Below are 20,933 nucleotides of genomic sequence, written 5' to 3'. Positions count from 1 at the left end.
ACTGCTGACTTGGCAGCAAACACTCAATACTACGTTGAAATTGCCAACGGTGCAATTAAAGACTTAGCTGGTAATAACTACGCTGGAATTACTGGGGCAACCACTTGGAACTTCAAAACCGTTTCAGCTATTTCTATTACGGATATTGAGGTAGACGAATCCGCCACCAATGCAACATTTACAGTTTCCCTGTCATCAGCAAATAGCGAACCTATCACTGTTTCATACCAAACTGTTGATGTCAGCGCAAGAGTTGCAGATGGAGATTACACAGCGCTTACAAAAAGCACCCTTACATTTGCACCAGGAGAACAAGTAAAGACTATTTCAGTCCCAATTGTAAATGACAGTGTTTATGAGCCAAATACAGAGATATTTACAGTCAACCTAAGCGATCCTAAAAATGCGGTAATTGGGAAAAGCAGGGGCATCGCAACAATCAACAGTGATGACGGAGCGCCTTGGGCGAGTATCGTTGTCTACAATCAGATTGTGAACATTCAAGAAGGAAATAGTGGCACGTCTACCGTCACTATTCCTATCTCCCTAGATCGTCCCAGTAACGTACCCGTAAAAGTTAGTTATAAAACTGTTGATGACACAGCAACAGTGGCAGATAATGACTACGTTCAAATTTCTCCAACAGTAGTAACGTTTAATCGCGGAGAAATAAAAAAAGATATCACTGTATCTGTTGTGGGGGATCGCAATAAAGAAAAAAATGAGTGGGTAAACGTTGTTATTAGTGCGGTAGATAATAACGTTTTCGTTCCCTCTTATAGCAATAGTCAATCGTTCAGAATTGAAGATGATGACATAGAGCCTAATATTTCTATCAATGATATTACGTTAAAAGAAGGAAATGGCGATGGAAATAATAACACTTTTTCCAGCCAAGCCACTTTTACAGTCACCCTTTCTGAAGCAGCAGGTATCCCGGTAACTGTCCAGTATCAAACGAATGATGGGATAGATCCTTATGACCCAAACGGATTTCGTTTGGAGGTTGTAGATTATCAAAACATTCAGCAGACAGCTTTAACATTTCAGCCTGGAGAGACTAGCAAAACAATTACAGTCCCAATTAATGGGGACTCTTACTTTGAAAAGGATGAGCAGTTTATAGTCACTCTCAGCGATGCCGTTGGGGGCAAAATTGTTAAAGGCACCGGCATAGCTACTGTGATTAATGATGATGCCAAACCTACCATTTCTATTATCGATGCTACTACCTCAGAAATAGCAGGCCGTGCAGAGGTTGAAGTAAAACTTTCTAGTCCCAGTAGTCAAGCAGTTAGAGTTGGCTACAGAACCCAAGATAACACAGCAAAAGCAAATGAAGACTACACCAAACAAGACCTCACTAACGTCTTATTCAAGCCTGGGGAAACTGTTAAAACGATTCCAGTTCCCATTGTCAAGGATAACAAAACCGAATCTGGTGAATTTTTCTCTGTGATTCTCAGCGAACCTTCCGTAGGTTCGCTGAATAGCACAATTGCCAAAGGTACTGGAACCATTACTATTCTCGATCAAATAGGTATTTCAATTGATGACATCCAGGTAATAGAGGGTAACAGTGGCCAAACCAATGCTACTTTTACAGTAACCTTAACAGCGCCTGTCAATGTTCCCGTTACAGTGGAGTACAACACTCAAGATGGTACGGCAAAAAGAGATATCTATTCCAATGATTATTATGGTTCGGGGAGAGACAATAAAATTACCTTTGCATCGGGAGAAACTAAGAAAACCATTACTCTGCCAATAATTGGGGATACGAAGCGTGAAGAAGATGAAACTTTTAGCGTCATTCTCAGCAATCCTACAAATGCTGTTCTCAGCAGCAAATCGACTGGGATTGCCACAATTATTGACGATGACCGACCTTTAGTATCTATTAGCGATACTATTGTTGACGAAGATGGGGGTAAATTGAACCCTGCTAAATTTGACATTACTCTCTCTAAACCTGTTGATGAAAAAGTAACGGTTACTTATAGCACTAAGGATGGCACTGCCAAGAGTGGTGACAAAGACTACTCAGCCGTCATTAATAAAACCGTTATCTTCAACCCAAATGAGACAAAAAAAACAATTGATGTTGAGGTTGTGGGGGATAGCAAAGTAGAAGGAGACGAAACCTTTAGCGTTGTTCTCAATAGTGTCAATAGTTCAAACAATAGCAAGATTAGTGTCGGGGAGGCAGCAGCCATCATTGATGATTTTAATGATTCAACAAAAAGCTATCCTAATGGAGCCAAACAAAAAATTTTCATCGATCGCGCTGTCGTTCTAGAGGGAGAGAAGAGTGCAACTAATGAAGCAGTTTTTAACGTTAAACTAGATAGTGCTAGCACACTTCCGATTACCGTTCGCTATCGTACCGAAGATGATACAGCAACAGTTGCGGATAAAGATTACGAACCCATAACTACTCCCCAAACTTTAACATTTAATCCCGGCGAAACTCAAAAAACGATTCGAGTTAAAGTTAATCCTGACGAAAAAGCTGAAACTGACGAACGCTTTAAAGTTTTGTTTCGTGGCGCAACCAATGCCACCGTTGAAAATATCTTTGCTGAAGGAATCATTATTGATAATAAATTGACAAAAGCAGGGATAACGCAGCTTGCTTTTGATATGTTGGCTGCTTGTGCGGTTGATACCGGTAATAAGGTGCAAGTACCATTTTTTGGCCAATTTCCCACCGCAACACTCGAAAGTAAACTTTCTACAGTCGGTAAAAGTTTGACGGGAGTTTTGAATCAAAATCCTAACATCGCACGCGATAGTCTAAAACAGGTACTTTCCACAGCGTTACCAACTGGATTTTCTCTTGTTGATGACGAGAGCTTGATAGTAAACCCTAATAGCTTAGAATTCAAGATTCGGGGTCAAGAAAGTTTTAACAGTCAGATTGGCAGCAAAGGATTTAACCTCTTTGACCGAATTCAATTCAATCAAGACACCTACAAATTAGGTGAGCCTTCTGCTTCAGCGGGTCAAACCAGTGTTGATTATGATATCTCTGTCGCTGTTGCTTATAAGTCCGATTTGGGATGGTATATCAATACACAGAAAACTGGGTTTAGCACTGTTATTAACGAAAAAGTCAAGGATGGTTCTCTAATTAACAATGCCATCAGTGGATTTTTACCTGTTAACTTTACTGCCAAAACGAAAGACAATAAAACAAGCCAATCTCAGGCAAATTTTCAACTTTCCTTACGCGATTTTGATGGGTCAGAAACCGACGCAGATGGCTTTGGGCTAACCGCCTCTGAAATTGTCAACAACTTATATAACTCATTTGGGAAAATAGGTACGTCTCAACCGCTGTATAACTCAGCTCTCACGGCAGATGGAACCCTGAATTTAGATGGTGAAGTTTTGCTGAAATCTGGACTGCCATCTCTCAAATTCAACCTTTACAGCGATTTGCCGACAATTAATTACGTCAACGGCAAATTAACCACAGAAAAGAACCCTAGTTTCTTAGCTATCAATAATGTCAAGCTGGATTTAGGGAACTTTATTTCTCGCTTTGCTAAACCAGTATTTGGCAACATTTCGCGGGTTATCTCTCCAATCCGACCCATTCTCGACTTTTTAAATACCGATACTAAAATTTTCGGGGAAGTTGGTTTAATAGGGGCGTTCGATGCTGATAAAGATGGAAAAGTAACTCCGCTGGATCTGCTAAAAAAATTTGCAGGGGATCGTGTTTATCAGTATGTCAAATTTGTTGATACTGTCAACGAAATAGACAAGATTACAAGGCTGATGGAAGAATCCTTGAAAGAATCTGGTAATCTGGAGCTCGATCTTGCTCCCTACCAACTTTATAAAGATGAAGAGAAAGAGGACACAGGGGTTTTAAAATTTTCTCCGGAATCTGATGACCTGAAAAAACGGTACGAAGAATATAAAAAAGCGGAAGAACAACGCAAGCAAATACAAAAAACAGCCACCAAAGATGAAATGACCAAGCAAACTCAGGTGGCTGGTGAGGGGGTTAATAGTCAGGTCAAGAAAAAGGGAGATTCCCGTACTACTAAAAAAGAAGAATTGGCTAGCAAATTAGCAGGAGCTTTCGAGAGTTTTGACTTACCAATTTTGACCAATAGTCAAAGCGCCGGCAAGTTATTGGCGGGGGAAGATGTCCCCCTGATGACCTACCAATTGCCAGCCCTGGAATTTGGGCCGGAGATTGAAGCCGGTTTTCGAGTGTTTGGAGTGCTTGAAGGAGGTCTTCGAGGTAGTTTGAAAGCGAATCTTCGGAGCATTCCCATTGGATACGACACCTATGGAATGAAAGAATGGGTGAAAACGGGTAAGGATTTAGACTTACTCAATGGCTTCTACATGAGTACGAATAAAAATGCTGATGGGACGGGGGAAAATGTTCCCGAACTGATCCTTAAAGCAACCATTGGTGCTTTTGCTGAACTTGATGCTTTGGTCGCATCAGCAGGCGTTGAGGGGGGAATTGAAGGCACTGCTGAACTGAATTTGATCGAACCTGAAGGCAGTCCCAAAGATGGAAAGCTGCGGGCTGGAGATCTCGCGAATATCTTTACCGCTCCTCAAGATATCATCAACTTACAAGGCGGAATCCGCGCTTATTTTGATGCTTATTATGACACTGCTGTGACATCCGAAGAAAGGATTCGTTTGGGTTCTTTTCCTATATACAACTTCCGGGTAGGTGCCGAGTCTGGTACTGCTCAAGATGGTTATATCACCGGCGCATGGGTGTTCTTTGATGCGAATTTCAACAATATCCAAGATGAGGGTGAGTCTAACTCGATGACCTTCCCTGATGGCAGTTTCGAGCTACAAGTTGATATGGATAAATTCGATATCAACAAAAATGGCAAACTTGACCCCACCGAAGGCAAAGTTGTTTTAATCAGCGGTCAAGATATTTCCACCGGCTTGACTTTGGATACCCCATTGAGTTCTGTGCATGGTTCCAAAATGGTGACACCGCTAACAACGATAGTGGCGCAACTGGCACAGGAAGGAATGGATGTCACCGAAGCTCAAACCAAGGTAAAAGCTGCGTTAGGACTGCCGGCGGATATTGATTTGGCAACGTTTAACCCCTTAGAAGCGGTGGCGAATAACGATCCGAAGGGTTTAGCGTTGTATGCTGCGGCAATTCAGGTACAAAATACGATCGTCCAAACTGCTAAGTTTATTGATGGGGTAAGTAAGGTGTCGCTGGCTCAGTTGGCTGATGCGCCCATTGCAGCGATCGCTCTTTCCTTAAAGGGTGGGGCATCTGTCGATTTAGCCAAAATAGAAACTATACAGGCGATCGTTGAAAGCTCAATTACGAAAGCTGCCGCATCTGATTCCACAATAAACATATCCCAGCTTAAAAGTGTGGCATCAGCCGCCGCTCAAATCATGGCTTTGGGGAATCAAATCATCAAGGATCTCGTCGCTAGCGGTCGCCCCCTCAAAGATATTGCTCTTGAAATTACCAAATTGCAGGCGGTGTCAGTAGGTCAAATTGCGGTGGGACTGCCGGATTTGGCTGCGGGAACTGTGACAGTTGAACAGTTCCTCGCTCAAAACACCAAAGAGGCAATTCTGGGTCGGATGGAGAAGGTGAAGGTAAATGACCCCACTGTTCGCCCCGTTGTCGAGACGAGCGCCCTCAAAGACCCGATCGATCCAGAGGAACCTACATCTGAGGACACCGGCAGCGCCCCCGACACCGAAACCGGCACCGACACACCAACACCGATCGCTCCGACCCCACCGATCGCTCCGACCCCATCAGTAACAGCCTCCGACACACCGACACCATCGGAAACAGCCTCCGAAACACCAACACCATCGGAAACAGCAACTCCCACGCCAACAACTAATAACCTCTCAGACGATGAGTGCATCTGCGACCAAATTACCTATCCCAACTTAAACCGACCCAACTCAGTTGAAAACACCATACTCGACGCATCCGACATTCAAATAGGCACTGCCCAAAACGATGAATTACTAGGTAGCAATGCTGCCAATATATTCGAGGGCAAATCTGGGGATGACAACCTATACGGTGGTGCCGATAATGACATTATTAATGGCAACCAAGGCAATGACTTCATCGCCGGAGGCAAAGATGAAGATACTCTCTACGGAGATGAAGGAAGCGACATCATCCTTGGCGAGTCGGGTAACGATTTAATCTTCGGAGGCAAAGGCAATGACTTCTTACATGGCCGCGAAGGTATTGACATCATTTATGGCAACAAAGATGACGACTTCATCGATGGTGGTAAGGATAATGACACCTTATATGGAGGCAAAGGTAACGACATCCTGCTGGGCAGTCAAGGTGATGACAATCTGTTTGGACAACAGGGTTCGGATACCATCTGCGGCGGTGAAGGCAATGACTTAATCAACGGTGACGAAGGAGCAGATATCCTGGGAGGGTGTGCCGGAAATGATACTCTGTTCGGAGGCGCCGATAACGATACTCTCACTGGTGGCAAAGGCAACGATCTCCTTGACGGAGGCATGGGCAATGATAGTTTGATTGGCGGTAGCGGCAACGATATCTTTGCCTTAAAAGCAGGTCAAGGATTTGATATTATCGCTGATTTTACTCTGGGTCAAGATTTGATTGGATTAAGCGGTGGCTTGAGTTTTGGTCAGTTAGAAATAACTCAAAATACTCAGGGAACTCTTATTAAGAATCTCTTGACAGGGGAGCAGTTAGGTGTGATGGTTGGAGTGAGTGCAGATGCGATAACATCGGCTAATTTCATGCTGGTTTAAGGAAAGGAAGGAAAAGTGCGATCGCCCTTCGGTACAAAAAGACCAAAAAAGGCGATCGCACTTAAATCCAAATCAACAATTGATACAGCGTATTCCAGGTTTAGGAAGTGTAGGACACAGCAATGCCCATAGGTGTCAACTTAAGTACAACCCATAGTCCGGCAAGGGTTGAAACCCCTGCCTCAAAGCGAAAGTCCTCTCAAGAGGACTCAGAAGAAGAATTTTTAAACTCATCAGTCCTCTTTCAGAGGACTTTAGCTATTAGACAGGGAATTCATTCCCTGGCGGACTGGCTGACTGGCGAGAGGACTGGCGGACTCACAGCTTAAGTTGACACTCCTTGGGCTCTTGGAGTGTCCCTACGGGGATTTATCTGGGGTGTACTTTATAAACGTGAAATCTGCTGTATTACATCTTCCGCTGAAATTCCTCAAGCACATCCATCAACTGAACTTGACACTGCATCGGAATCAAATCTGCCAGCGGCACTTCCCGCTTGCCGCCCCCCAACTTGACTGGAATTCCTTGCAAAACTTGTGCAACTTTGTCAGCATCTAAATCGCCATCTTCCAGCATCCGGTAAAGTTGTTCAGCAACAACTGTATGCAGGTGGGCATCATTGAGATACAAATGCCATTTGGCAATGTCAATGTAGACATTTTCGCCAATTTCGGCTGCTAAGGATTCGATCGCCTGTGTAGTATTAGCCATATCAAAAAAGCACAAAGTTATTTGTTATCAATCAAAAGACTTAACAAATCGCCGACAACTGCCTTCAGCCAGAATCTTTGGTGAGGGGCGAATAATCGGCGATCGCAAAATGGTAAATCGCGTGGGACAAAACTACTAGAGCCCATCCACCCGTTACCGAAATTGCCCAAGGCCAATCAGCCTTTTGCAAATTGTGAACAAACCACAAACCAGAATTGGTAGCAGAAAAAAGACCGACGTGGATAGCAAAATTCATCCGGTCATCTAAACGGCGGTACTCTGGATCGTTGCGATCGGGTTTGCGGGGCCAACGAGGAGGCATAGTTTTTCACTTGATATTAGTAGTTCAGTGCCTATTTTAATCATAAGTGCAGCTTTTTGAATGCTGCATCCCTCTTTCGGCAGGAAACTTATGCCTCTACATTTTCATAGTCTCCAGACTTGCCGCCACTTTTACTCACCAGGCGAATTGACTCAATGGCGATCGACTTTTCCAATCCTTTCGCCATATCATACAAAGTCAGCGCCGCCACCGAAACCGCCGTCAGCGCCTCCATTTCCACCCCTGTTTCCGCCTTAATTTTCACCGTCGCCCGAATTTGATACCCCGGCAACCCAGCATCCGGCATCACCTGCACCTCCACGCTACTCAGCGGCAGAGGGTGACACAGAGGAATCAAATGCGCCGTCTGTTTCGCCGCCATAATTCCAGCCAGCCTTGCAGTGCCCAACACATCACCTTTCGGCGCATTCCCCGCTTCAATCGCCGCAAACGTCTCCGGCAACATCCGCACCCGGCCAGCCGCCACAGCTTGCCGCACAGTGGGCATCTTCGCTGAAACGTCCACCATTTGGGCTTCCCCGCTGTTGTCGAGGTGAGTTAGCTGTGTGCGATCGGGCAATTTAGAAAAAGTTTGCGAAAGGTCTTGCATTTTTTTGGTAATGATGTTACTGTTAGATTCTGTGAGAAAAGAACTTAATCAATTTTAGATTAAATCTGAACTCAACAGGGGCTTGTAGCTTAGTTGGATAGAGTGCATGGCTACGAACCATGAGGTCGGGGGTTCGAATCCCTCCAAGCCCACTACTAAAAGTTATGAATTTTGAGTTTTGAGTTTTGAATTAAGAAATTAATCCAACTCAACATTCAAGGCTCATAACTTTTTTTATTGGTATTTTACAAGAAACCTCACGGGAGCATCTCAGTTTTGCATTTACAGTGCGAGCGTCCCCGCTCGCGTATTGTACAATACGCGAGCGGGGACGCTCGCACTACAATAAAAAAAATGCTTTTTACAAAACTGAGATGCTCCCAAACTCACTCTTTGTGGAACAGGCATCTTGCCTGTTTGTCAGAATGGTGCGCGGGAACAAAAACCCGGTTTCTGCCTCAATATCTGTCCCATAGATTCACGATTTTTGGGAGAAACCGGGTTTTTTGGTAAGTCCCCTGATTGCCTCTTCCTTCTTGCTTCTGTTATAAGCTGTTCTACATTTAAACTGTGTGTCAAAAATCAATAAAACTCTTGTGGGACGGGCTTCTAGCCTGTCCAGATTTTCCAATTTAAATGCGTAACAGCTTATCATCGATTCAAAGCATAAACATCTTTGCCTCGACCGATCGCAAATTTCATCGAATTAGACAAGCCCTTGCTAGACTGAGTAATAAAAACCAGCAAAGCCAAACCAGCGAGTCCAGCCGCAAAACCAAACATATTTCTGTAGCCAACTTGTTCAGCCACAAAGCCTAAAGTCGGCCCCGCAATCGCAATACCCAAATCAAATCCGCCAATACAAAGCGAAAACAAGCGGCCCCTTTCATGAGGTTCGCACCTGTCCGACATCAGCGTTACCATCATCGGCAAAACTGTACCGCCCGCGCAACCTTCAACCAAAGCTGCTATTAAAAAAGCACTGGTGTTGTTAGCAAAATACAACAATAACATAGATACGGCATAACAGATTAAGCCGCCAGAAATAAACAAGCCGCGACCGTATTTGTCCGAAGCCCGTCCCGTGAGCAACCGTATACCGAAACTGGCGATAGCCGCCGTCGAATAAAATAATCCAGGATTCAAGTTAGCCTTAGTTTCTTGGATAAACAAAGGCATAAAAGTGCTCAAAGTTCCAAATACTAAACCAACCACCAATAACACTAAAGCCGGAATCCTCACTCTCGGATTCCAGAGCATTTCCCAGTATTTTTGGCTAGTTTTGTCCTCAGATAGCGAGTCCGATTTTGTTAAATCTGCAAAATTAGGTTCCGCAATTTTGGTGGTAAAAAATACAGCCGTTGCAGCGAAAGCCACCGACATCGCAAACAAAGGAGTATAACCAACCCAAGCTTGCACAAATCCGCCAATAGCCGGCCCAACTGCTAGACCAATAGGATTCACCAAGCTCATGTTACCGATTAATTCGCCCCGCTTTCCTGGCGGCGACAAATCTGTTACCAAAGCGCTGTAAGCTGTAGTAAAAGCGGCGATACTAATGCCGTGAAAAACGCGAATAAGTAACAGTAAGGGGATAGATTGAGCTAACAGGTAGCCCAAAGGGGCGATCGCAGCGACTGACGCACCTAGAAGCAAAACTTGTTTTCGCCCCCTGCTGTCGGCTATTTTGCCCAATTGTGGCCTCGATAGCAAAAGTCCGATCGCAAATGCACCCATCACAAAGCCAATTTGCTGTTTTGTGCCGCCCACAAATTGAACGTACAGCGGCAAAGTTGGCAGTAGCGAAGCCAAACTCGACCAGAATAGCAGGCCTGCGGTGAATAAAATCAGTAAGCTGCGTCTGGGTTGGGGATCGATTTCCCTAAAAATATTCAAGATGCTAATTCCCTTTAAATCTTCCGAGTGCACTCAAAGTAAGTTCGAGTGTCTCTATCATTGTGTTACAAATTCTTAAGATTTGCACCAAAAAAGTTGATATTCGACTCACTGTCAACTGTCAACCGTCAACTGTCAACCGTCAACTGTCAACCGTCAACCGTCAACCGTCAACCGTCAACCGTCAACTGTCAACTGTCAACATTCTTACCAATCAACCTCAGCCCTTTCCTCCACCACCCGTTCATAAACCCACTGGGTTTCTATCGCCAACTTAGGCCAACTAAACCGGCGTTCCAAATCCTGATAAGCATTGTCAACCAACCACTGCGCGTAACCCGGATTTTTCAAAACCTCCAAAATTCCCCAGGCCAAAGAATCCCGATTGTTTGCCTCAGTAACAACGCCAGTTTTAGTGTGCAACACCACCTCTGGAAGTCCGCCCGCATCCGAAACCACCACAGGCACTCTTGCAGCAAAGCTTTCTAACGCTACAATCCCAAAAGGTTCGTAAATACTGGGAAAAACCGCGCAGTCAGCCACCGTCTGGAATTTGTCGAGATGTTCCTCAAACATGAAGCCTGTAAAATAACACTTATTCCAAATTCCTAAATGCCCAGCTAAATGTTTTAGATGGTCTGTATTGCCGCCGCCAACAATTACAATTTTCGCTTTACCCCCCATTTCCCAAATTACTTTAGGTGCAGCATTCAAAAATACACCAATACCTTTTTCATAGCTAATTCTTCCTACATAATAGACAATTTTCTCATCATCAGCAGCAAACCGGCGGCGGAAATCCATCGCGTCAAATTCGTGCCAGCGGGGCTTTTTCTCGGATCTTATTCCGTTGTAAATTACCTCTATTTTGTTCCACGGAGTCGATAGTACCCGTTCGGCTTCCCGCCGCATATAATCGCTGCAAACAATTACTCGCCAAGCGTTGTAAGCGAGGTCGTTTTCCTTGGCGTTAATGTAGCGCTGCCCGTCATTGTGGATGCCGTTGAAGCGCCCGTATTCGGTGGCGTGGATGGTGGCAATTAGCGGTACTTTAAAGGTATGCTTGAGGGCGATCGCCGCATCTCCCACTAACCAATCGTGAGCGTGGATGATATCAAAGGGGCCTTCCTCAAGCATCAGTTTCCCGCCTTGGTGGCCCATGCTTTGGTTGAGGTTCGCCACCCAGTGAAAAAAGTCCCTAGCGTGCCCCACCACCACCCGATGCACCCGTATTCCTTCCACCACTTCGTACATCGGCGCGTGGCCGAACTCTACTGTAATTAAGTGAATTTCGTGCCCCAGCTTCACCAATTCTGGATATAGTTCCGATACGTGGCGGGCGATACCGCCTACGATTCTGGGAGGAAACTCCCATGCCAATACCAAAATTTTCATCTTTCTCCCCTCCAAAGCTTTTATATATCTTAATGTTTAGGATTAACAGATTTATTGTAAAATGATAGGCCTCAAATTTGAGTCGATCGCAAGTTGATGCCCAATGCCTGACTTTTGGCAGCAACAAAGACAGAAAATCATGGCTAAACCTGGTTGTTGCATGAAATTGCTCGATCGCCATTACCTGAAAAAAACAGGTTTCCTCAAGATTTGAGCCACTGAGGGAAGCAATGGCGATCGTGGCTACCAGCTTACCGTTTCTTCAAAATCGGCTCCAATTCGCGGCGAAAACTGGTCCAAGCAGCAACCGATGCAGAATTAGAAACAGCACCCTGACGCATCAAAATCGCACCGTCTTCAAAGCCAACAATTCCGTACTCTCCAGATTTGGACATTCGATCGATCGCCGGTACGATCTCCCGCAACTGTCCCCGTTCCGTGCGAAACGCAGCCTGATACTGCTGCAACTGCCAGAGATCGGCAATTACATATTGCATCTTCACTGCCTTCCCCGCATCATTGCGGAGTTCCAACATCGGAAACCTGAGAATTTCCCGCCTGCTTGACAAAATCGGCACAATAGTATTCGTAGCTGCCACGCTAGCATCAGCAGGAATTTGAGCCAATAGCGGCCGCACTTGCAAAACGTGCTGCCATTGTCTGACGAGAGGAACCTGCACCCAAGGATCGATCGCATCGGGCAAAATCAAAGAAAAAGTCCGATTTGGGTTAGAAGTGAAGGTAAAAAATAGCGACAAGCAGATGCAAAATGCCCAAAAGCGGCGAAACTTTGAAGACGAAGGCAGAGGAAATAAAGCAGAAGGAAAACGCAAGAACATTTTTTCCTCTCTCACCATTCTATCTTCTTCCTTTTGACGCTGGGCCCACCACAGAATCGCCCCATAAAAAAGCCCTGGAACCACAGTCATCGCATAGCGAATATTAATCGCCAGCACCGACTCTCCTTTCGCTAAAAATAGCTTCAGCAGCGGAAATCCAGCTATCATCCAAGAGGCAGGCGCGAAAGCGGGAACCAAAGCTAATGGCAACCACTGGCCAAGGAGGTATCTAATCTTAGCAAAAAACGGCGTAAATAATTGAGCCACCAACCGTCCGGGATTGCTCACCATTCCCCAAATAATTTCTAGAGTCGAAGCTTCATTTCCATCGGCATATTGGCCGAAGCGCTCCATCATAAACCGCTGGGATATATCAGCAGAAAACAAAGGCATAATCAGATTGGTCAGGACGATCATATAACCAAAACTGAGTATGCAGACAGCCAAACCAGTCCGAGGGTAGCGCCGGCTCAAAATCAGGTAAACTCCAACGCCAAATAAAACAACTCCCCCATCTTCTCGCACGGCCAAAATTAAAGTTGCCAGAATCCCAAACAATGGCCACCAGCGCTTCTCCATCGCCAGCAGCAAGCCAAAGACATACAGCGGAATTTGACAAACATCGTGAAAATTGCCCATAGTCGGGCCGATGACCGCGTTAGCGCAGTAATAGCTGACAACAATTGTCGCCGACAGCCTCGGTTCCAGATAGTGTCTGGCGAGAGCATAGAGCACTCCTCCAGCCGCCGTAATTAAAGTCACCTGCAACACCGTCAAAGTGACCGGCGAGGGAAACAGCGAGTAAATTGGCAGCCACAGCATTAGCGCCGGGGTGAAATGCTGCCCCAACCGGTAGTAAGATACCTCCGGGAGCTGGTTTTGGTGAACCACATTAGTGGACAACGCCGAAGAGAGGGAACTCTCAAACAACTGACCCCGAGTGCCGTTCCAAAAAAGTTGATTGAAAATGCCTTGGTCGTAAGTAGCGTAAAAGCTGTAGTAGCGGTGCAGCGTCAGCAACAGGCACAGCACAAAAAAGGCGGCCGCCACTTGAACCACCACCCGCAGCGACTCATTTTTCTTCCATCTCAAAAATATCATCTGCCCGCTTGTAATGAAATTATCGGACAATAGCATAAATCTAAAGTAAGTATTAAATTAAAGTAGAAGTGAAATAACTCGGCTCGGCAATGCTCAATTATTTTCACCCGATCGAAAAGCTCAACAGCGTCCATCCAACACCAGACACCAGCGATACCGACTGTTCTCCCGAACAGCCGGCCAATTCCGCACCGCTTTTACAGCTTTTGCTCTTTGTAGACAAGCGTCCCTCTTCCCGGGAACAGACCAGACACATCCGCAAGTCCCTAAAGGATTTGAAGGCAGAGTGCGACTTTGAGCTTCAAATCATCGATGTAGGAGAACAGCCCGATTTAGCCGAACACTTTAAACTTGTAGCCACTCCCTCGCTGCTCAAAATTCATCCCGATCCGCGACAAACTCTCGCCGGCAGCAATTTAATCGCTCAACTCGAACACTGGTGGCCCCGCTGGAAGCGTTCTGTAGAGGAATACGCAGCTCAACAACAGTCGGCCCCAGCTCTTGCTGAAAGCCTGACTGACCCAAAACCAATCTATTCCGTTGCTTGCGCGGCCGAACTTGTGCAGCTTTCCGATGAAGTTTTTCGCCTCAAACAGGAAAAAGAACACCTGCAAGAGCAGTTGCAGTTGAAAGACCGGATTATTGCGATGCTAGCCCACGACTTGCGTAATCCCTTGACGGCAGCATCTTTGGCTTTGGAGACTTTGGAGTCAAGTCAGAAGGTGAAAGAGGGGGAAAAGTCGCGTTTGACACCGAGTCTGGCGGCTCATTTGATGAAACAAGCCCGCCGCCAAATCCGAATAGTCGATCGTATGATTACAGATATCCTGCAAGCAGCCCGGGGTACAAACGCTCAACTCCACATTGAACCAAAAAGAATCGAACTGGGGGCGATTTGTCAAGATGTAATCCTGCAGTTTCAAGACAAATTTCAGGCAAAAAGTTTGAACTTAGAAACAGACATTCCCGCAGATTTGCCCTTGGTTTATGCCGATCCCGATCGCATCAAACAAGTCATAGTCAACCTGCTTGACAACGCCAGCAAGTACACGCCAGACCGAGGAACTGTTAATCTTTCAATTCTCCACCGCACCGCTTACAAAGTTCAAGTCAGCGTTTGCAACAGCGGCCCGGGAATTCCTGAAGAAGATTGCGCGAGCATTTTTGAAGACAGCTTTCGCTTGCAGCGAGATAAATCAAAAGACGGTTACGGCATTGGACTGTCTCTGTGTCAAGGCATCATCCGCGCCCACTACGGTCAAATTTGGGTAGACTCCGTAGTCGATCGAGGCAGTTGTTTTCACTTTACTCTGCCCGTCCAAAAATAAAAGTTAGCTGTCAATTGTCAGTTGTCAGTTGTCAGTTGTCAGTTGTCAGTAGCAACCGAATTTGATATGACAGCAACCGCGCCCGACGGTTAGGACGTTCTTAATTCCTAAAACCCTTGCGGAAGATTGCTTATTGCTTCTTATTTCTGGTATACGGCTCAAGTTTTCCGCAGTGCAGCAATAATCTGTGCGTTGGCCTGGGGAAAAGTAAATTGGTCAATTTCGTCGAGTGTCACCCAGCGAATTTCCTCGCATTCGATCGTTTGCGGTTCCCCGCTGACGTGGCGGCAGTGGTGCACGTATAGTCTAACTGTAAATTTAGTGTAGTCGTGGTCAATCGTAATCAAGCGATCTCCAACTTCTACCACAATCCCCAACTCCTCCATAATTTCCCGTTTTATGCAAGCTTCGATTGTTTCCCCAGGCTCTATTTTTCCGCCCGGAAACTCCCAGAAACCCCCGTGCAGCCCAGGTTGTCGGCGCTTGTCAATCAAAATTTGTTGGCGATCGTTCCAGATTGCAGCAACGCCGATAACTTTGTGGGCAACAGGAGAAACAGACATATTAATTAGGAATGGGGAATGGGGAATTGGGAATTGGAAATTGGGAATGGCGAATGTAAGAATAATATCAATAATTATTCTATTATTTAATCTAAAATCAACCCTCTAAAATCTCAAATCTCAAATCTCAAATCTAAAATATTAAGCCCCCATCTTGCGAGGGGGGGCTTGACACTTGGATCACTTAAATGTTAAGAATCTACTAATCGTCCGAGCCATGTCTCTCACTGGCTTGTATGGACTTTTCAAAAGTCATTCGCTGTTCGGCATTTTTCAGAAAATAACCGCTAATCATAGCCGAGGCGAGCAATCTACCCAAATGTTCGCGACTGGTAGTCACTGTCACCCCGAAGTGTTCCGAAGGCAAATTCCCCAATAGTCCAACAATATTTCGCTCCATTACTTGAAACACTTCGTGAGAAGTCGGCTTAGACAACTGAGAAACTGTGTCGGGAGCCATTGACTGCACGTATTGCCATAATAAGTTGGCATTTTCTCCGTCTTCTTCAAAGAATTCTGGGGATTTATTAGATGAGTTGCTCACGAGTACCTCCGTTTCAGAAACAGCTTGTTATGTTAGACGCGGGCGGTTAAATTAAATAACCCTTATCTGATGGCTGCTGATCTTTATTACTAAGTAATTACTAATGTAGCAGGACAATCATAGCAACCAAGTGGGCACAACCGAATTAAAAGCGGCGGTTTTTACGATTTTAGATTGGGGATTGCAAGTGGGGGGGACCCGATCGCCAATCCCCAATCTACCTAGCTGGCTAGATAATCGTTGATATCTTGCTTGCGTTTGCGGAGTTTGGTCAAAGCTTCCCGTTCTATTTGCCGCACTCGTTCCCGACTGATGTTGAGACGATCGCCTATTTTGGCCAAAGTTAGGGTTTGCCCGTCTTCTAAACCGAACCGCAAGGCGAGCACTTCTCGCTGTTGCTGAGTCAGTTCCGCCATTAGCTGGTCTAAGTCAGTCCGCAGGGAAGATTGCAGGGCAAAATCTTCTGGCGTAGTACCCGTATCTTCCAACAAATCGCCCAACTCTGTATCTTGATTGTCTCCCACGCGCAAGTCCAGGGAAAGTGGCAGGCGCGCGCGATCGAGATATTCGCGAATCTGTTTGGGAGTCAATTCTAACTCGGATGCCAATTCAGCAGCCGTGGCCGCGCGGCCGAGCTGTTGAGCAAGTTGGCGCTGAGCCTTTTTAATTTTGTTGAGCTTTTCGGTGATGTGGATCGGCAAGCGGATGGTGCGGCCTTTTTCGGCGATCGCCCGGGTAATTGCCTGACGAATCCACCAATAAGCATAAGTAGAAAATCTGTAGCCCTTAGTCGGGTCAAATTTTTCTACTCCCCGCTGCATCCCGATCGTGCCTTCCTGAATTAGATCCAGTAAATCTACGTTGCGCTTGATATATTTTTTGGCAACAGACACTACCAGGCGGAGATTCGCTTCCACCATTTGGCGCTTTGCCCTTTCTCCGTTTTCGAGCGTCCGCTGCAACTGTGCCTCAGACAGCCCAACTGCCTGTGCCCATTCAGCCGCCGTCGGGTCGCGGCCTAACTCTTCGGCTAAAATATTTTTCTCCTGATGCAGTGCGGTTGAGCGCTGTACCTGTTTCCCGTAGAGTATTTCTTGCTCATGGGTCAACAAGGGAACGCGGCCGATTTCCCGCAAGTAAGCGCGAACAGAATCTGTATCTGAGGACTTAAGAGTTTTCATGAGCTTTTCCCGCTGAGGATCTGTGCCTCTAAAGGTTTGCGGTAGTCGCAAACCCCTAGCTTTAGCTGGGAAGGAAAGCGGGCGGGGACTTGCGCTTTCCTTCCTTTTAAAGAGGCTTAATTTTATGGTAGCTAGCTACTACTCCCAGTCAGCACCGTCTCAGGTTAGGTTTTGGTTGGGGCGAGCACAATACTACGTTATGTTAAGAATCTTAACATTTGTGAGAGCATTTGACTACACTTCTTCATATTTATTTCATGCCAGCCTGAACTGTTGATACGAGAGTACCCGCTTTCCTGGCTTCACAGTTTGCATCAATATAAACAAAAGCCGCCACATCTCAGAGGGGGAGATTGGTAGAGGGGCACGGCTGTTTCATTATCTTGTAGGGGCGGCCCCCCGTGGCTGCCCTGAATATGAAGTTACAGATATTGATGAACCCGCCCCAACAGATAATGACTAATGACTAATGACTAATGACTAATGACTTCTTTGCCGCCCCGCTTCGTACAAGATGAGGGCTGCGGCGATCGACACATTTAAAGATTCTACGCCACGACTCAGGGGAATTTGGATTTGTCGATCGGCCAAACTCCTCAATTCTTCCGACAAACCAGAGCCTTCGTTGCCCAAAACTATCAGAGTCGGCACTCGCAAATCTACTTCCCAATAACTTAAACTGGCCCCGGCGACGGTTGCTAAAATTTGCATTCCTCGATTTTTATACGCGGAGACTTCGGCGGTTAAATCTGGACTGACTGCCATTGGCAGCTTAAACCAAGCTCCTGCAGAGGCGCGCAGCACTTTGGGGTGGTCTAAATCGGCGCACTCAGCGCTCAGCAGCAAACCGTCGGCATTAGCAGCCGCAGCAGTGCGGACGATCGCCCCCAAGTTGCCGGGATCTTGGATTGTTTCTAGGGCTATTCCTAAAGTTGACAATTTTGCGGGTTCTGTTGCGGTGCGGGGTGCTGTGGCGACAATGCCGTCGGGTTGGACTGTAGTGGCGATCGACTCTAACACTTTTGCACTTACTAATTCTGTGCGATCGGCTAAATTACCAACTTGCTCCCAAAGTTCCCCGTGCTGATCCAGCCATTCGGGAGTGCAGCAAACCGTTGCTAGCGGGTATTTGGCCGCCCAAGCTTCTTCGAGCAAGTGCGTCCCTTCGAGTAAAAATAATTGTTGTTCCCTGCGTCCCTTCGAGCTGTGCAGCTTGCGGATTTCTTTAACTAGGGGGTTTTGAATACTTGTCAACATTGTTTAATTCAGCAGAGCGAATGGGGTTATTGCCTGTATCGGGTTAACCCCAAACTTCCTTCTGCCTTTGGAATGCGGAACCCGGGACTTGAACCCGGAAGGCTTGCACCACATGAACCTGAATCATGCGCGTCTACCAATTCCGCCAGTTCCGCATCGGTCACGAATTACTACTCTGCCATACCTCCGCGAATCTGTCAAGTGTTTTGGGGAATTTATTTTTTTTCTGGGCTGCGAGTAATATTTTGCACAAATTACTGTTGGGGTTGAGAAATCCTTTAGTTTCGATGATTTACTGTTAGCCAAACATCGCAAAACGCTGTGTAGTTGACTAGGGTGCGTCAGATCGCGTCCGGTTAGTGAACAAACCTGACGGTCAACTGAGTACAGTTAGACCGCAGGCTTCTTTTTCCTTTTTTTCAAAGGCTTTTTATAGTGAGGTAGTTCCACCCCCACTTGCTAATATAGTATCAGAGTATTTCCCGATCATCTTGGGGTATGCAGAAATAATTGTCGGTTTCCGTACCTACACCCGACGAGCCTTTCATCACGCGGGCGTAATTCCCAACGGGGTACTTCGCGCAGCGCTCTGATTAATCCCCTCTAAATATACCGAGGGACTTCCCGGCTGGTAGTTAATCCACAAGCTTTGATCTGACGCACCCTACGGGATTTGCTGAAAAAGTGGGAATCTAATCAGCCAAATCGGGGAAAACCTCGCGCACGGCCGGATGCACCAATCGGTGATTCTGCACGTTCAATCCCTTCGCCAAACTCGGATTCATTTCCAAAGCTTTAATCCCGTTATTTGCCAACTGCAAAACATAAGGCAAAGTGCTGTTATTCAAAGCTTGAGTCGCAGTCCAAGGAACGGCACCGGGCATATTTGGCACGCCGTAATGCACAACTCCTTCCTCAACATAAGTGGGATTTGTGTGTGAAGTTACCCGCAAAGTTTCCACGCAGCCACCTTGGTCAACGGCTACGTCAACTATCACAGAACCGGGGTGCATCTTCGCAACAAATTCGCGAGAAACCAGCACTGGAGCTCTTTTACCTAAGACCAAAACCGCACCGATTAACAAATCAGCATCGGGAACAACTGCTTCAATTTGCAAAGGACTGCTGTAGAGGTATTCTACTCTGGAACCGAACAGAGTTTCCAAGTAGGCTAAGCGATCGACATTTACGTCTAAAATTTGCACTCTCGCGCCCATTCCTACAGCAATTCTGGCTGCTTCTGTGCCGACAATGCCGCCGCCCAAAATCACAACTTTACCCGGTCTTACCCCCGGTACACCACCCAAAAGTATGCCCCTGCCGCCTTGCTGTCGTTCCAGAAACCGAGCTCCGAACTGCACGGCCAAACGCCCTGCAATAATGCTCATCGGCGTCAGCAGTGGCAATTTTCTGTCCGGGAGTTCGACGGTTTCGTAGGCGATGGCCTGGACTCCGCTGCTAATTAAATGCTCAGTTAATGTGCGCTCGGCAGCCAAGTGCAAATATGTAAACAGCAACTGCTCTTTTTGAATCAGCGGATACTCAGCAGGCAGCGGTTCCTTAACTTTAACAATTAGTTCGCGCTTCCAGACATCGGAAGCCTTTAAGACAATCTTAGCCCCTGCTTGAACGTAGTCCTCGTCGGCGAAACCGGCCCCAGCACCAGCATTCGTTTCGACAAAAACTGCGTGACCTTTGTCCGAACAAGCCCGGACACTTGTGGGACTGAGCCCGACTCGAAACTCTAAATCCTTGATTTCCTTGGGGACGCCTATTTCCATCTATAACCTCAAATTTCAGCCATACGTCGATCGAATCTAGCCTAGCAATTATTCCATCGGCATAATACCATTTGAGATATTAGATTTTGAAATCCCGGTTTAAATCCCCGACTTCTTCAAGAATTCGGGGCTCGGGAGATACTAGATTGGGAAATCATGCTGTGCTAGGCGAACAATTTTTTGTTTTTCAGCTACTGCGATCGCAATTTTCCCAATTTATCATTTTCCGTAAGTCGATATATATGCAGTCAAAATACTCATCTTATCAGTCACCAAAAAACTGGGCGGAGCGTAGCGGAGGGCTGAAGCCCCGTCCGTTCAGGACGGCTTTTCCTTACTCTTGAGGCTCCTGATTGACTCTAAATACATCAGTTTTAGTTCTACCTACAGATTTGCAGTGAGCTTCAACAATTGCAAATTTAGATTCCTGAATCTAAAAAGTTTCAACATTTTTTCATAAAATTTTCCGGTGTTTTGCTGTATTATATTACAACAAGGAGGACTACTCATGTTTGGCTGTCAACAAAATTTAATTCTGGCTGATTCAGATGTTCAAGCTATTCTTGAATACCTGTGTTCCGAAGCTGCCAAGCTTTCTAATTGCGGA

General features: G+C 46.1%; 13 protein-coding genes and 2 tRNA genes. 3 read left to right on the top strand and 12 right to left on the bottom strand.

Going from position 1 to position 20,933, the window contains the following annotated elements; all coding sequences use genetic code 11:
* Positions 1 to 9: 9 nt before the first annotated feature.
* The gene (locus QT992_RS13245) at positions 10 to 6,798 is read left to right on the top strand and encodes a Calx-beta domain-containing protein (RefSeq protein ID WP_333377080.1); all 6,789 of its coding nucleotides are present in this window, start codon (positions 10 to 12) and stop codon (positions 6,796 to 6,798) included.
* A 408-nt stretch (positions 6,799 to 7,206) separates the two neighbouring features.
* On the opposite strand, the gene QT992_RS13240 is transcribed toward QT992_RS13245, so the two are convergent.
* From QT992_RS13240 to moaC, 3 genes are all read right to left on the bottom strand, one after another.
* On the bottom strand, positions 7,207 to 7,509 hold the full coding sequence (locus QT992_RS13240) for a DUF3181 family protein (protein WP_333285792.1): 303 nt from the start codon (positions 7,507 to 7,509) through the stop codon (positions 7,207 to 7,209).
* Between the two features lie 64 nt (positions 7,510 to 7,573).
* Complete coding sequence (locus QT992_RS13235) at positions 7,574 to 7,831, bottom strand: 2TM domain-containing protein (RefSeq protein WP_333322368.1); 258 nt, start codon at positions 7,829 to 7,831, stop codon at positions 7,574 to 7,576.
* 88 nt (positions 7,832 to 7,919) lie between these two features.
* On the bottom strand, positions 7,920 to 8,441 hold the full coding sequence (gene moaC, locus QT992_RS13230) for a cyclic pyranopterin monophosphate synthase MoaC (protein WP_333322367.1): 522 nt from the start codon (positions 8,439 to 8,441) through the stop codon (positions 7,920 to 7,922).
* A 78-nt stretch (positions 8,442 to 8,519) separates the two neighbouring features.
* Here moaC and QT992_RS13225 point away from each other — a divergent pair.
* Positions 8,520 to 8,593: transfer RNA gene (locus QT992_RS13225), tRNA-Arg, on the top strand.
* A gap of 499 nt (positions 8,594 to 9,092) precedes the next feature.
* On the opposite strand, the gene QT992_RS13220 is transcribed toward QT992_RS13225, so the two are convergent.
* The 3 genes from QT992_RS13220 to QT992_RS13210 all read right to left on the bottom strand — a co-directional run bounded on the left by QT992_RS13220 (position 9,093) and on the right by QT992_RS13210 (position 13,708).
* A complete protein-coding gene (locus QT992_RS13220) occupies positions 9,093 to 10,337 on the bottom strand; it encodes an MFS transporter (protein WP_333342011.1) in 1,245 nt (414 codons plus the stop codon).
* A 207-nt stretch (positions 10,338 to 10,544) separates the two neighbouring features.
* Positions 10,545 to 11,732, bottom strand: a complete 1,188-nt coding sequence (locus QT992_RS13215; RefSeq protein WP_333342001.1) for a glycosyltransferase family 4 protein — start codon at positions 11,730 to 11,732, stop codon at positions 10,545 to 10,547.
* Between the two features lie 251 nt (positions 11,733 to 11,983).
* The gene (locus QT992_RS13210; RefSeq protein ID WP_333321859.1) at positions 11,984 to 13,708 is read right to left on the bottom strand and encodes a DUF2079 domain-containing protein; all 1,725 of its coding nucleotides are present in this window, start codon (positions 13,706 to 13,708) and stop codon (positions 11,984 to 11,986) included.
* Between the two features lie 53 nt (positions 13,709 to 13,761).
* Here QT992_RS13210 and QT992_RS13205 point away from each other — a divergent pair, with 53 nt between their 5' ends.
* A complete protein-coding gene (locus QT992_RS13205; protein WP_333321861.1) occupies positions 13,762 to 15,000 on the top strand; it encodes a histidine kinase in 1,239 nt (412 codons plus the stop codon).
* Between the two features lie 158 nt (positions 15,001 to 15,158).
* On the opposite strand, the gene mutT is transcribed toward QT992_RS13205, so the two are convergent.
* The 6 genes from mutT to ald form a co-directional block, all read right to left on the bottom strand.
* A complete protein-coding gene (mutT, locus tag QT992_RS13200; RefSeq protein ID WP_333321862.1) occupies positions 15,159 to 15,563 on the bottom strand; it encodes an 8-oxo-dGTP diphosphatase MutT in 405 nt (134 codons plus the stop codon).
* Between the two features lie 202 nt (positions 15,564 to 15,765).
* Entirely contained in the window at positions 15,766 to 16,107 is a 342-nt protein-coding gene (locus QT992_RS13195; RefSeq protein ID WP_172187001.1) for a DUF760 domain-containing protein, read from the bottom strand.
* Positions 16,108 to 16,328: 221 nt separating this feature from the next.
* Entirely contained in the window at positions 16,329 to 17,288 is a 960-nt protein-coding gene (locus QT992_RS13190) for an RNA polymerase sigma factor, RpoD/SigA family (RefSeq protein ID WP_333342007.1), read from the bottom strand.
* A gap of 480 nt (positions 17,289 to 17,768) precedes the next feature.
* Positions 17,769 to 18,545 carry an RNA methyltransferase gene (locus QT992_RS13185; RefSeq protein ID WP_333377078.1) on the bottom strand — a complete coding sequence of 259 codons (777 nt, stop codon included), beginning with the start codon at positions 18,543 to 18,545 and terminating at the stop codon, positions 17,769 to 17,771.
* A 73-nt stretch (positions 18,546 to 18,618) separates the two neighbouring features.
* A tRNA-Leu gene (locus QT992_RS13180) sits at positions 18,619 to 18,700 on the bottom strand.
* Between the two features lie 537 nt (positions 18,701 to 19,237).
* Positions 19,238 to 20,326: an alanine dehydrogenase gene (gene ald / locus QT992_RS13175; protein WP_333319568.1), complete on the bottom strand. Its 1,089-nt coding sequence runs from the start codon at positions 20,324 to 20,326 to the stop codon at positions 19,238 to 19,240.
* Between the last annotated feature and the right edge of the window lie 607 nt (positions 20,327 to 20,933).

This window comes from Microcoleus sp. T3_D1, from assembly GCF_036700405.1.
Taxonomy (GTDB): Bacteria; Cyanobacteriota; Cyanobacteriia; order Cyanobacteriales; family Microcoleaceae; genus Microcoleus.
The sequence above is the reverse complement of the archived record's forward strand: the minus strand, read 5'-3'. Positions and strand labels throughout refer to the sequence as shown.